Annotated in this window: 11 protein-coding genes; 7 read left to right on the forward strand and 4 right to left on the reverse strand. The window is 64.9% G+C overall.

What is annotated here, in order from left to right; genetic code table 11:
• From VGN72_15665 to VGN72_15675, 3 genes are all read left to right on the forward strand, one after another.
• Positions 1-137, forward strand: a 137-nt coding sequence (locus VGN72_15665; GenBank protein HEV7300803.1) for an IS481 family transposase, incomplete at its 5' end; no start/stop codon positions are given.
• A gap of 286 nt (positions 138-423) precedes the next feature.
• Entirely contained in the window at positions 424-1038 is a 615-nt protein-coding gene (locus VGN72_15670; GenBank protein HEV7300804.1) for a hypothetical protein, read from the forward strand.
• 79 nt (positions 1039-1117) lie between these two features.
• The gene (locus VGN72_15675; GenBank protein ID HEV7300805.1) at positions 1118-1471 is read left to right on the forward strand and encodes a DUF971 domain-containing protein; all 354 of its coding nucleotides are present in this window, start codon (positions 1118-1120) and stop codon (positions 1469-1471) included.
• Between the two features lie 171 nt (positions 1472-1642).
• On the opposite strand, the gene radA is transcribed toward VGN72_15675, so the two are convergent.
• Together radA and VGN72_15685 are read right to left on the reverse strand one after the other, a co-directional pair.
• Positions 1643-3133, reverse strand: a complete 1491-nt coding sequence (gene radA / locus VGN72_15680; GenBank protein HEV7300806.1) for a DNA repair protein RadA — start codon at positions 3131-3133, stop codon at positions 1643-1645.
• 162 nt (positions 3134-3295) lie between these two features.
• Entirely contained in the window at positions 3296-3589 is a 294-nt protein-coding gene (locus VGN72_15685; GenBank protein HEV7300807.1) for a hypothetical protein, read from the reverse strand.
• Between the two features lie 962 nt (positions 3590-4551).
• On the opposite strand from VGN72_15685, the gene VGN72_15690 reads away from it, so the two are divergent.
• Together VGN72_15690 and VGN72_15695 are read left to right on the forward strand one after the other, a co-directional pair.
• Positions 4552-5250 carry a hypothetical protein gene (locus VGN72_15690; protein ID HEV7300808.1) on the forward strand — a complete coding sequence of 233 codons (699 nt, stop codon included), beginning with the start codon at positions 4552-4554 and terminating at the stop codon, positions 5248-5250.
• A gap of 471 nt (positions 5251-5721) precedes the next feature.
• Positions 5722-6510 carry an ABC transporter permease gene (locus VGN72_15695; protein ID HEV7300809.1) on the forward strand — a complete coding sequence of 263 codons (789 nt, stop codon included), beginning with the start codon at positions 5722-5724 and terminating at the stop codon, positions 6508-6510.
• Between the two features lie 134 nt (positions 6511-6644).
• On the opposite strand, the gene VGN72_15700 is transcribed toward VGN72_15695, so the two are convergent.
• A complete protein-coding gene (locus tag VGN72_15700) occupies positions 6645-7721 on the reverse strand; it encodes a polysaccharide pyruvyl transferase family protein (protein ID HEV7300810.1) in 1077 nt (358 codons plus the stop codon).
• A gap of 6 nt (positions 7722-7727) precedes the next feature.
• A complete protein-coding gene (locus VGN72_15705) occupies positions 7728-9056 on the reverse strand; it encodes an ABC transporter ATP-binding protein (protein HEV7300811.1) in 1329 nt (442 codons plus the stop codon).
• 204 nt (positions 9057-9260) lie between these two features.
• Here VGN72_15705 and VGN72_15710 point away from each other — a divergent pair, with 204 nt between their 5' ends.
• Together VGN72_15710 and VGN72_15715 are read left to right on the forward strand one after the other, a co-directional pair.
• Positions 9261-12686 carry a glycosyltransferase family 9 protein gene (locus tag VGN72_15710; protein ID HEV7300812.1) on the forward strand — a complete coding sequence of 1142 codons (3426 nt, stop codon included), beginning with the start codon at positions 9261-9263 and terminating at the stop codon, positions 12684-12686.
• A 176-nt stretch (positions 12687-12862) separates the two neighbouring features.
• Positions 12863-13729: a glycosyltransferase family 2 protein gene (locus VGN72_15715; GenBank protein ID HEV7300813.1), complete on the forward strand. Its 867-nt coding sequence runs from the start codon at positions 12863-12865 to the stop codon at positions 13727-13729.
• Positions 13730-13905 lie beyond the last annotated feature (176 nt).

A 13905-nucleotide genomic window follows, 5' to 3' on the forward strand; every position in this document is an offset into this window, starting at 1 on the left:
CCGCATATAACTTCGCTAAGCGACTCAAAACCCTGCATGGCCTCACGCCCCACGAGTTCATCTGCAAGAAGTGGCTTGAAGACCCTAGCCAGTTCCATTCAGATCCGAACCAGCACATGCTGGGACTGTACACCTAACCTCATTTCAGGTCGCCCACTTGGCCCTATGAACGATTTGCACGAAACGTGGGGAACGAACACGTGATGCTCGGCGTCGCTCAATGGGTCCACCTGTTCGGGCTCTGCTCCGCCGCTCTTGCGATCGTGCCAAAAGGTTGGAGACGTTGGGTCGCGATGCTTGCCTTCGCCACCAATTGCATGGCCCTCATCCAACTGGGACGGCCGCTTCGATACTGGTGGGGTGAACTGGCACCGCGATGGTGAACGCCACTCTAGTGAGATCAAGTACTTCGACGGAGTCCTTATGCGGCATTCGACTGAGTCAGATGCGGCACCAACGGCCGACCCCATCCCCATGGCTTACGCCACGCCATCGGCCGGCGACCCGCGGCGGGTGGGCCGGTTGCGGTGGACGCTCTGGTTGCTCGTGGCGGGATGGGCGGCGTGCCTGGTGGGGATCTTGTCGCTCGTCACCATCGACGCTGAAACGGCGGTCGTCAGCGGACCGGCGCTCGTCCTCATCGGCATTGTCACCATCGTCTATGCCAGCCGCGCTGGGTTGCCGCTGGCGCGCGCCATCGGCATCGCGCACGTCGTGATCGTGACGTTTCTGACGTTAATGGTCTCCGTGAACAACTGGAGCCCCGGGCGGGCGCAGGACCCGCTTTTCGTGTTCGGTGGGTTCTACCTGCTGTTGATCACGCTGCCGACCCTGGCCGCAGCACTGAGCCTTCGAGCACAGCTGCGCGATATCGAGGCGTACGACTTCGGCTGGATGCTGGAGGGACGCCCCGTGGCGGTGTCGGGCATGCTGCTGGGCGGCATGATCATGATGATGGGTTTCTTCAGCGGCGTGGTGGGCGTCGGAATCGCCAGTGGCCTGATGTCGGCGGCGGGACGATCATCGCGGGTGGCCTGATCGCCTACGCCGTTGCCAGCCGACCGAGCTAGTTTTAAGAAGTCGTGCGACGCGACGCCGTCTCTCCTAAGATGTGTTGATGAGTTCCGCCCCCGCGATCACGCCTTTGAAGCTCGACCTGAAGAAGGACGAACGGCTGCACGTCGAATGGTCCGACGGGCGGGCGTGCGACTACACGCTGTCGTACCTGCGGACGATGTGCCCGTGTGCGCTCTGCAAGACCGTGCGCGAGGGGGCCAACCCGCACGATCTCATGCCGCAGCCGAAGAAGAAGACGTCGCTGACGATTCTGCCGGGGAATTTCTCGGAACCGTTGAAGGTGTTGTCGGCGGAACTGGTGGGGAATTACGCGCTGCAACTGGAATGGTCGGACGGCCACGGCAGTGGGATTTACTCGTTCGCGTACCTGCGAGAAATCTGCCCGCCCGAGTGAGTACATCCCGCTATCCTGAAAATGTCATCCCGAGCGGAGCGGTAGCGACTCGAGGGATCTCGAACGGCGGATGGCGTCAGCAGCGAATCGAGATCCCTCAGGTCGCTACCGCTCCCTTCGGGATGACAACCTGCGAGAATGCGACCGCTTTATTTCCCCCGAAAGCATTGCCTACATATTCCCCATCGCCTGCGACAGCCGCCGCACCTCGTGAAGCGCCATGCCGCCCAGCTTGGGGATGGTTTCGCCCATATGGGGGATGATGCCATGCCCCAGCCCCAGCCGGCTGGCCTCGCGCAATCTTGTCTCCAACTGCGGCACGCTGCGGATCTCGCCGCCCAAGCCCAATTCACCGATCGCCAGCGTGCCGGTGGCCAGCGGTTTGTTCATGTGGGCGGATGCGATGGCGAGCGCGATCGCCAAATCGGCGGCGGGCTCGGCGATCTTCACGCCGCCGGCGACGTTCACGAAGACATCGTCCGCCGCCAGGCGCATCTCGGCGCGTTTCTCTAAGACGGCGATAATCATCCCCACCCGGTCCGCCGACACGCCGCTCACCTTGCGCCTCGCCGCGCCGATCACGCTGCTGGCCGTCAGCGCCTGCACCTCCACCAGCAGCACCCGGCTGCCCTGCATGGCCGCGGTGATCACGCTGCCGCTGGGTTGGCCTTGCGGGCCGTAGTGTTCCAGGAAGAGATTGCCGGGGTCCAGCACCTCGCGCAATCCTTCGCCGGTCATTTCGAACAAGCCCACCTCGTGCGTGCTGCCGAAGCGGTTCTTCACGCAGCGGACGATGCGGTGCGCGTGGTAGCGGTCGCCTTCAAAGTAGACGACCGTGTCCACGATGTGCTCGACGATCTTCGGCCCCGCCAGCGTGCCCGCCTTGGTCACGTGGCCCACGAGCATGATCGCGATGCCGGTCGCCTTGGCTAAGTAAACCAGTTCCATGCAGCAATCGCGCAACTGTGTCACGCTGCCCGGGGCGGCCGGCAGGTCGGGCTTGTAGATCATCTGGATCGAATCGATCACCACGACGGCCGGCTGCACCTTGTGGATCTGCCCGATGATGCGCTCGAGGTTCGTCTCGGCCAATACGAGCAGGTTGGAATTGCCCGCCCCCAATCGCGAGCCGCGCAACTTCGTTTGGCGCGCCGATTCCTCGCTCGTCACGTACAACACACGCTTGCCTTGCGCAGCCCACTCCGGCGTTTCCCCGGGCAAGCCCGGGGCTATGTCGGGGCGACGCGCCTTCTTCCGATCATCTTTGGCGACCTTGTCTGATCCCTTGGCCAGTTGATGCGCCACCTGCAGCAACAACGTCGATTTTCCGATGCCCGGCTCGCCGCCCACCAGCACCGCCGACCCCGGCACCACGCCGCCCCCCAGCACGCGGTCGAACTCGCTAATGCCGCACGGCGTGCGCGGCGTGTCCGCATCATCAATCTCATCAATGGCCACCGCCTGCGCCCCGGCGAACGCATCGCCGCCGATCGCCGCCCCGCGACTGCCCAACGGCTGCCGGCTCGCCGCCCGCGGGTCGGCGGTGGGTTCCTTGTACTGCTCCAGCGTGTCCCACGCGTTGCAATCGGGACATTTCCCGAGCCATTTGGGATGAACGCTGCCGCAGGAATTGCACAGGAATTGAACGCGCGCTTTGGCCATAGGGGTATCGCTATTCTAGGCGATCTTGCCCGCCAAATCGCGTCGGTGAACAGGTGGTGCTTGTGGGATAACGGATCAACATTCACTGGCCGGGGCCGACGGCGAGCGTTCGAATCACAAGGACCGTCGCGGCCCCGGTCCAGTGCAGAGTGCAGTGTTTGGTTAGTCTGCCGCCGCGCGGCCGGACAACAACCGAGCGACGCTGGTGATCGCGAACAGCGAGGCGACCACCCAGCCAACCATGAGCAGCAAGTATAGCGGAGGCGTTAGCAAACGGAGCGCTCCCGGAACAGCCTCGCCATTGGTCAGCCATCTCCCATGCGAGTCGGCATAGCGGAGGCCATCCGCGAAGTAGCCGTCGGGCGGATGCATGAGGGTGATGGTCGCCATCTCGCAGAGCCGCACTGACACGAACAGGCCCAAGATCAGGCCGCCGAAGAACAAGACGCCTGTCATGCAACCGAGCCGTTCGTACCTTGCCCGCCACGCGGACCTGATCCGATTTCGAAGAGGTTTGGAGTTCTCATCCACGATCGCCCCGGCAGACTAACTAGTGATTAATCCGACCGGCGCCTCTCGCGAATCACGCTAATCTGCGCCGGGCGCACATTATCATCCGGCGGGTCGGATGGCCAGATCGTCGGTATCGCTGCTTGGGGGCGGCGGTTGGGGAATGGCGGGGCGCGGGGTGGGGGGACGATAGCCGGTGTGCGGCGCACATCAGCATGCCGGGTGCCACGGGCGGTACGCCGCCCGTGCGCTAGAGCGTGTTACGCACTTTCCAGCTCAGAAACTGGCTTGGGTGCCACGGTTTGGTACTCCAAGCCGTGCCGGTACGCGCAGACACGGCTTGGCGTACCAAACCGTGGCACCCAAGCGTCGTCACGCTTGCGTTACTGACCCCGAATGTGCCTAACACGCTCTAGGGTCTGGCAGAAACATCGGAGTGGTCAGATGTTTCGTCTGACCGGTCAGATGAGTCATTGGAGTGGTCCGAAGGAAAATCGGAGTGGTCCGATGAATCATCGGAGTGGCCCGAAGGAAAATCGGAGTGGTCCGATGGTTCATCGGAGTGGTCCGAAGGAAAATCGGAGTGGTCAGATGAATCGTCTGACCGGTCAGAAACAAAATCGGAGTGGTCAGATTTCGGGGTCAGACGGGTGCAGGATTTTGGCATGCGCCGGGGGAGGGTTGGATGGGGCGTTAAAGCGGGTTTTTATGGGGCGGGGGTGGGAGGGGGGCGAGGCGGGGGTGGATTTTGCGAGCGATTGCGGGGCGGCGTTAAAGTTGGCGCGGGAGTGGGGCGATAGTCTTAATACGGCGATGGCCGCGCGGGGCAATCGGCGGGGGGGGCGAACGGTTAGGGCACTTGAACGACGCGCGGGCCTGCGGGGCGGGCGGCGCGGGAGAGGATTGGGATGGGTAAGACGTACCTGCCAGTGAAGGATGCGGAGTTCCACACGTTCGCCGGCGGTCTGGTGGCGGCGGTGGCGGCCGATTATGCGGCGCTGGGCGTGCCGCAGGCGTTGGCCGACCGGATGGCGGCTGAATATGCGGCGTTCGACGAGCGCTACGCGCGGTCGAACAATCCGGAGACGCGCGGCCGTGCGACGATCGAGCGTCGGCGAATCGGCCGCGCCGTGCTGACGCGCACGATCCGAGAGGCCGTGGGCATGATTAAGGCGAACCCACCGGTCACAGCCAGTCAGCTTTACGATCTGGGTCTGAACGAGCGCGCCGATGCCGTCCGCCGCTCGGTGATGGCCCCCATCGATTCGGCGCCCGCGCTAACGGTGGCGGAGGTGGAAGGGCACCGCGTGACGGTGACGCTGGGCGACGTCGCATCGCCCAAGAAGCGGGCCAAGCCCGAATCGGCCGACGGCGCGGTCATCCTGATGCACATCGGACCAACGCCCCCGGCCGACCTGGGCGAGTGGCGCTTCGCCGCCCTCACCGGCCTGACGCAGGTCGACATCGACGTGCCCGCCTCGGCCGCGCCCGGCGCGATCGTCTGGCTGTCCGCCCAATGGTTCGACGGCCGCAAGCGTATGTCCGCCGCCTGCCACCCCATCTTCACCCACGTCCAACACGGCGGCTCGCTGCGCATCGCGGCGTGAGGCGGCGTTTCGTGGGGTGTGCTTCAGCACCTTGCGCATCAAACAGGCAGTCCGTTGAACGAAACGGCCTTCAAGACCGAAGAATGCGTAGCCCACGAATGAGCACGAACGAACACGAATGAGTGCCAAACCCATCGCATGCACCTTCCTACTTTTCGTGCTGATTCGTGCCTGTTCGTGGGCACGCTTTCCTGCTTGATGCGCAAGGTTCTTCTGCACGCATCTTGCGATTCGACCCGGAACAGGACGCGCGTTGAAGCACGCCCTACGCACCTGGCCCAGCGGGCGACGCCAATCGGAAGGCGGAAGGTGGCCGGGGGCGAATGAACAAGCCCCAATACCAAACAGATGACGGAGGCCCGAATCCCAACGGGAAGCGCCTGCTCTGCGTCTGCCTCAGTGCGCTCTGTGTCCTCTGTGGTTCGATCGCTTCTTTCCCCTGCCCTCATCCGCCTTTATCATCCATCCCACATGCTGCCTGCGCTCTGGACATATCAGCGGTTCATCTGGTCGCGAGCCATTGGCGATTTGCGGCATCGGTATGCGGGGACGGGGCTGGGAATCGTGTGGAACGTGGTGCATCCGCTGACGTTGATCGGGTTGTATTCGGTGATCTTCACGGGGCTGTACCGCAACACGCCGGTGCCGGGGTTGGATAGTCGGTTTGCGTATACGCTGTACTTGTGTGCGGGCTTTCTGCCGTGGCTGGCGTTCGCCGAGTGCGTGTCGCGGGGCAGCGGGGCGTTCATCGACAACGCGCCGTACCTGAAGAAGCTGCCGGTGCCGGAACAGGTGTTCGTCGCGCAGACGGCGGCGTCGGCGACGCTGGGGCTGGTGGTGAGTTTCTCGCTGTTGGTAATTCTGTCGCTACTGCTGGGACATCGGCCGATGTGGACGTGGCTGCTGTTGCCCGTGCCGTTGGTGGCGATGCAGATGCTGGGGTTTGGCATCGGGCTGCTCGCGGGGACGATCAACGTCTTCCTGCGCGACGTGGGGCAGCTGATTACGATTGGCCTGCAGGTGGCGATGTGGAGCCTGCCGATCGTTTACCTGATCGGCACGCTGCCCGCGTGGCTGCGGCCGGTGATGCTGTTCCATCCGCTCTACCCCGCGGTGGCGATCACGCGCGATTTGTTTCTGTACGGCCAACTGCCCGAGCCCTGGATGTGGGCAGCGCTGATCGGCTGGCCGGCGATCTTCATCGCGATCGCGGCAATGGCGTTCGGGCGACTGCGCGCGGAGATACGGGACGTGCTGTAGAAAGCGGGCCGTCGGGCCTATGAAATTCGGATAACCGCGGAGACGCGGAGAGCGCGGAGACAGAGGGAGAAAGCCAAAAAAGATTCTCTTCTCCTCCTGTCTCCGCGCTCTCCGCGTCTCCGCGGTTCATTCTTTCATTGTAAAGATGCGCAACGCGCGGACAGATCGTCAGCGACGCGGGTGATGAGGTCGGCGACGTTGGCGCGGGCGGTGGCGGCTAAGGCGGTGAGGCGCTGCCGTGGAACGGGGACTGCGGTCGGCAACGCCGACAGGATGCGGGCGGCGTCGGTGAAGTCGGGGACGCGGGCGGTCCGCAACTGGTTGGCGAGGGCGGCGACCTTGCCGGCGCGTTCGATCAGCACCGGTCGCGCGCCGGCCCAGGCGGCGATCACACCGCCGTGGTAACGGCTGGTGACGACTGCCTCGGGCACGCCCCACGACTGCACGAGGGCCGCAGCGGTGGGGGCGTTTTCGTAGTCCGGCAAGCGGATGTCGGTCGGGCGCGAGGCGGCGTCGATCATCGACAGAAGCTGTCGTTCCGATCCTTCCAGATCGCGCACTTCCTGTACCAGCCAGCGCACGGTTTGCTTCGATCGCGCGCAATCGATGAGTTGCGCGATCGCTGCGGGCTGAAATTGCTTCGCATCTTCGAAGTTCAGCACTAGCCCCAGCACACCGGTTTCCGGCGCGGGCCACTTCACATCGGCCAGGTAGGCGTGGGCCAGATCGGCGCCGGCGGTCAGGGTCTGGCGATCGTACACGTTGCCGAGCAGTTGGGCGGACCAGTCGTCGCGCGTCCAGATGTGCGTGGCGGCGGCGATGATCGTGCGGGCGGCGGGTGCGCGCAGGGCGGTCTCGTCGTCCACGCCGATGCCCACGTAGTACATCCGCCGGCCGTGTTGCTGGCAGGTGGCGATCTCACCGATCAAATGGTCGTAGAACCAACTGCCGACCGACACCTGGAACGGCGTGTCGCCGACGCCGATCCACGCATCGCAATCACGAATGGCGGCCTGGCGAATCTCGCGCGTGTAGTGCAGCCATTCGACCTGCGGGTAACGCAACTTCAGCGGGGCCAGTTCGAACGGCACCGAACAGGTCAGCTTCACCTCAAGGCCGCTCTGCGCGACGCCCGCTAGAAACCCAGCGAGCATGAGGTCGTCGCCGACGTTGCCCGCACCGTAAAAATGATGACCGATGTGAAGACGCATCCGAATTTATTCCAACGTAATGTCCAACGGCAGTTTCGCGATGCCGTAATAGCGAGGCGGCGTTTCGCCCGTCGGGTGGACGGCGATCGGGCCGAGGCCCTCGTGCTGGTCCTGAATCACGCCCACGTCTGGTGCTCCTGACATTTGGGTCGATTCGCTGCAACCGACGCTTAGCGTGTACTCGCCCGGCTGCACGTCGAGCGTGAGGCGGAACGTAATGATGCGCTCGTCGCCGGCGGACATCGGGGGCAACGGCACGCGCTGCTGTTTCGTGCCGGCGGCGAAGACGAGGTTGCCTAGGCGGTCGTAAAGATGAATGCCGCACGACGGCCGCTCGAACGGTTCGGCCGCGGTCAGCAGCACGCGCAGGACGATCGGGTCGCCCTGCGTGGCGATAAGGCCGGACTGGCCGTGCGCGTTCGCAAGGGTGGCGGCGATCAGGCGCAAGCGCCCCTCGCCGTGACGCGCGCGGGCGCAGGGCAGGATGTCGTTGTCGATCAGCCCCTGGCGAACGTCAGCGAGTAATATCGCGGCCGGCGCGGCGTCGGTTGCATCTGTGTTGGCAGGCCCGGGCGCACGCAGCGTTTGCCCGAGCAGCGAGTAGTACCGCGCCACCGCCTCGTCGGCCGGGCCGGTGAAGGCGGTTTGGCCGTGGCTGAGCACCATCGCGCGGTCGCAGAGGCGTTGGACGAGTTGCATGTCGTGCGAGACGAAGAGCATCGTCACGCCGTTGGACAGCATCTGTTCGATCCGCGCGACGCACTTTTGTTGGAAGAAGACGTCGCCGACGCTCAGGGCTTCGTCGACGATGAAGACGTCGGGTTCGAAACAGGCGAACATGCTGAACGCCAGCCGGACGAGCATGCCACTGCTGTACGTGCGCACCGGGCGATCGAAGAACGCGCCCAGTTCGGAGAATGCTTCAATCTCGCCGACCTTCTGCGTGCCGTAACCCGGCGGGAAACCGAGCAGTTCGGCCCCTTGCAGCACGTTCTGCCGGCCGGTCAGCTCGTGGTTCAGGCCCGTGCCCAGTTCTAGAAGGCTTAGCACCCGACCATGAATAGCGAACGTGCCGGCGTTGGCGTGCATGGCGCCGGAGAGGATCTTCAATAGCGTGGACTTGCCCGACCCGTTGTGACCCAGCACGCCGAAGCACTCGCCGCGGCGCACGCTGAACGACACGTCGCGTACGGCCCAAAAATCGCTATGTTTGCTGACCGCGCCCAGCGTCAGCCACTCGGCCGCCCGGTGCCATGGGTTGGCATAGAGCTTGAACCGCTTGCCAAGCCGCTCGGCGATGACGATGGGTTGATCTGTGGAACGCTCGTCGGTCACGCGGCGGGCATGTTACGAGAGAACGATCCAGATGACGAATGCGGAATGTCGTCTGGCCCCTCTCCCGCATGCGCCGGGAGAGGTTGGGTGAGGGTGATTCGAACTGCTGGCGGTTCTCGTGATTCGAAATCACCCTCACCCTAACCCTCTCCCGGCGTACCGGGAGAGGGGATAAGAGGAAGGTCCGCGGCTTTTGAACGAACAATGCGTCTCCTCATCTCCAACCCGGACACCCTCGGCGACCTCGTGTTGCGCCAGCCGTTGATCGCGGCGCTGACCGAGGCCGGGCACGAACTGATGCTGATCGTCCGGCCGAGCGTCGAGGCGATGGTACGGCAGATCGCGCCGGCGGCGCAGATCGTCACGCTGCCGGCCGAGCCGTACGCGCTGGACACTGAGGGGCCGTGGGAACCGTTTGAAGACCTCTTCGCTCGGGCCCGCACGTTTGCGCCGGCGGCGCTGGTGGTTGCGCCGTTTCGGTGGACGCTGTTCGAGGAACAACTGGCGGTCCGACTGCCCGAGGTGCCGCGCGTCGGCATGAGCGGCAACCTGTACCGCGGCGACCCGTACGCGGGGGTGCCGGCGCCGTCGACATTAACGTTCGACCAAATCGCCCACGTGACCGAGGACGACCGCGAGATCACCAAGAACGCCGCATTGGCAGCAACGCTGATAGGGCGGCCGATCGGACCGATCGACCCGGTCATCACCGTGCCGGCCGAGGGAATGGAAACCGCGCAGCAGTTGCTCGGCGAGGTGGGCTTCATTGCGGGGCAATACTGGACCGCCTGCCTCGGTGGCACCGCTCACGTCACGATCAAAACTTGGCCAACCGAGCGATGGGCTGCGGCGCTGTCGCATTGGGCACAGCGGTACGGGCGAAAGTTCCTGTTCATCGGCTTGCCAGAGGAACAACCGGCCGTCGATGCGGTGCGCGAGGCGATGGGCGAGCAGGCCAGCGCCACGGCGGTGATGATGCGGCCCGGCATTCCGCTGGCGGCGCTGCAGGGGCTGATCGGGTTGTCCAGCGGGTACGTCGGTCACGACACCGGCCCCATGCACCTGGCTGCGGCGCTGCGCAAGCCGGTGCTCGGCGTCTTCGGGCAGGGCACGTGGCCACGCTTCGTGCCGGCGGTCGATCCGAGCGTCGCGCTCTGCGTCGGCGTGCCGTGCGCGGGGTGCGGGTGGATCTGCACGTTCGACCAGTCGTACTGCATCAAGGCCGTGCCGGTCGAACGGGTGACTGGCGCAATTGACGACTTGGAAGCCGGCCGGGTGAATGGCCGCGAGATGCGGGTGGTCGAAATGCCCCCGGCGCTGCTGGCGCGGTTGACGCGCGAGTCGGCACAGGTCGCCGAGGCACGCCTGCGCGAGGCGGCGGAGGCGCGCAAGCAGTTGGCGATCGTTCAAGCACAACTGGCCGAGACGCAGCATCGCGAAGCGGCTGTTGCGCCAAGCGCAGACGCGGCGACCGAGGCGACATTGGAGCCAATGACGCAAACCGCGCCGCCGGCGGTGTCGGTGGCGGAGGGTAATACGGGGGGAGAGGAGACGGGCGGAGAGACAGGCAGGAATGCCTGTCCTACAGAAGAGGGGGCGGGGCAGGCACCTGCCGAGATTGCGACGGTTGCCGAGATTGCGTCGCCCGCGGTGCCCGCGATCGATCCGGCGGCGCTGGCAGATCTCATTGCGCAGCAGGCCGCGCCGCTGCGCGAGCAGGTGGCGGCGCTCGAAACTCGGCTGCGGGCGATGCAGGAGGAACTCGACAAGCGTGCCGCGTTGGGCGTTTCGCCGCCACCGCCATTGCCACCAACACCACCCCAGCCCCGGCGACCGTTGCGGGCGGTGATGATCGATTTGGCGATCGGCCGACAGCACCTGCCGCCACCGCCGCACAAGGCGTTCATTCCCGTGTCGGTCGTCGTGCCGGCCACGGGCGATCTGGAAGCGGTGCGGGCCAGCGTGATGTCGGCGCTCGATCAGGAATACCCCAACCGCGAGGTGCTCGTCGTCGACGATTTGCGGTCAGCCGACGTCAGCGCGTTCGTCGAAAGCCTTGGCGACCGCGTGCGATCGCTCAAGTCGCGCGACGGGTCGATGTTCCAGCTGATCGAGCAGGGCTTCGAACAGTCGTACGGGCAGGTGCTGGGCTTCCTGCGCCCCGGCGTCACCTACAGCGCCGGCACCCTCCTGACGGCGGCGGAGTTGTTCCGCGATAACCGCGGCGCCAACGCGGCCTATTTCGAAACCATCTCGGCCGACGGCGCTTGGCGATTTAGCGCCGGGCCGGGTCGGCAAATCGATCTGGTCGATTTGCTGGACGCTGAGCCACTCGTCTACGAAAGCATCTTCTGGCGCCGCGGCGCGTATCAAATGCTGAACGGCCTGAACACGGGTCGTGGCGCTGCAGCCGACTGGGATTTGACGGCCCGGGCAACGCGCATGTTTGGCCTCTTCCGTGGCGACGGCTCGGCGGCGATCGTGCCCCTCGGTGGCATTGCGCCCGATCCTGCACGCGCGACCGATCTGGCAGGCGCGCGGCAGATCTTCAACGATCGTTTCGGCGCCGTCGGCCGGGCCCGCTGCGATGTCATCCATCGCGTGAACGCGGTGGGCAACAAGGTCGATGCACAAGTGGGCCCAGGCCGCCTCACGTTCCCGCCACCAGCCGGGCCACTATCGCCTGTGCCGCTCAGCGACGGCGGCGCGGCGGTGCCGGTATGCCCGCTGACCAAGCGGCCGGCGGACCGGTTGCTGTTCAGTGACTTCTCGCGCGACCGCGTGCGCACCTTCTACCTCGCCACCGCCAGCCGGCTCGTGCTGTCGCAGGACACCGCCAGCGGCGCGGCTTCGGCCGATGCTCAGCCATCGCTGTACACCGGCCATGCGATCAAAGGGCGCTGGTTGATCGATAAGAAGCCACCGGTCCATGCTGGGCCGCTGATCACGACACCGCAACCCGTTCAGACGCTTGCGATGGCAAGCGATGCGCACGCGGCGGTGCAGTCGGCGCGCAGCTTGATCGATCTGTCGTGCGGCGATGGCGCCGTGCTGACGGCGTTCGGTCGCGACAAGGGCCGCACCAGCCTTGGGCTGACGACCGACGCCGCGCACGCCGCCGCCGCCCGCGCCGCCGGTCACGAGGTGATCGAGGCGGACGCGTTCGATGCGCCCTTTGTGGTGCCCGATGGCGGTACGTTCGACGTCGTCTTCGTCGGGCGGGCGCTGAACCAAACCACCGACCCGCTTGCCTTGCTGCGGCGGGCGAAGAACCTGCTAAATCCTGGGGGCGTCATCCTGTTGACGGCCGACAACCTCAACTCGCTCCTGATCGAGCTGTTCGGCCCCACCTGGGCCGGCTGGGACGGCAACCGGTCGCTCGTCACGCCCGCGTCGCTCAAACGCCTCGCGACGGCGGCCAGTTTGCGGGTGTTGATGATGCGCTCGCAAACGCCTGCCGTCCGGGCGGCGCAGTCGCTGGTGCGCAACCGAACCGGACTCACGCCACCGACGGACGAGATTGGCACAGACGATCTGGCGATCGGCCAGCGCATCGCCGGTTGGGCCAAGTTGCTCTACGACCGCCGCGGACGCGGCGACGTGATTCACGCGGTGCTGGGCAGTGTTTGAATGGGGCAGCGGAATGCCAGGGACTTTTAGTTCGTCATCCTGAGGTACGCCGAAGGATCTCTTTCGCCCCACGTGTGAATACGGGGGGAGATCCTTCGGGGTACCTCAGGATGACGCGGTGTGTGTACGGGATAGATGGCTGCACCACAGCCGATGTTGGATCGTCAGAAGGGTCTATGAACCTCCCGAAAATCTCCATCGTCACCCCCAGCTATAACCAGGGGCCGTACATCGGTTGGACCGCGCGCAGCGTCTTTCTACAGCGGTACCCGAACCTCGAGTACGTGATGATGGATGGTGGCAGCAAGGACAACACGATGGAGGAACTGCAACCGTATGCCGACCGGTTCGCCCACATCAGCTCCGAGCGCGACAAGGGCCAGGCCGACGCGATCGCCCGCGGGTTCCTGAAGACCAGCGGCGAGATCATGGCGTACCTGAACTCCGACGACATGCTCTCGCCCGGCACGCTTCACTGGGTGGCCAAGTACTTCGCCGACCATCCGGACGTGGACGCCGTCTACAGCCATCGCTGCACGGTCGACAGTAACAACAAGGTGATCTGGTATTGGATTCTGCCCGAGCACGACAACTACAAGATGATGCGCTGGGACCTCATCCCCCAGGAGACCTGCTTCTGGCGCCGGCGGATCTACGACAAGGTGGGCAACGTCGACCCGTCGTACCGGTTTGCGATGGATTACGATTTGTTTGCCCGCATCATGCGCGACGGCAAGATGGTGCGCGCCAACCGCTTCCTCGGCGTCTTCCGCGAGCACGAGGTCAGCAAGACGTCGACGCAGATGACGACGGTGGGGGCCGAAGAGGTCAGGCGGGTGCAGAATAAGTATGGCCTGACGTTCAAGAAGTGGGACTGGCTGCGCAGCGCCCGGTTCTACAACAGCGTGATCCGTAATGGTTGTAAGTTTGCCAATGCGCGGATTCAGCTGCCGGGGAACCTACCGGGCGTGGGGTACGACTACGACGAGGTGTGGGGCGGATTACTGGGAGACGGGCGGTTGGCACCACGGGTGGCGGGGTGATGGAAATTGCAAATCCCAAGCCCCAATGACCAACAAATGACCAAATCCCAATGACCAATGAAGAGGGAAAACCTGGGTGATCGGCCCGCCTTCGATCTGGAGGAGCGTACTCCTGCCTGTGTTCTTCTTCGCTCATCGTAAACCGAACCGGTCCGCAGGCGCACCAGCGGACCCTA

The sequence above is a fragment of the Tepidisphaeraceae bacterium genome (assembly GCA_035998445.1).
Classification (GTDB): Bacteria; Planctomycetota; Phycisphaerae; order Tepidisphaerales; family Tepidisphaeraceae; genus DASYHQ01.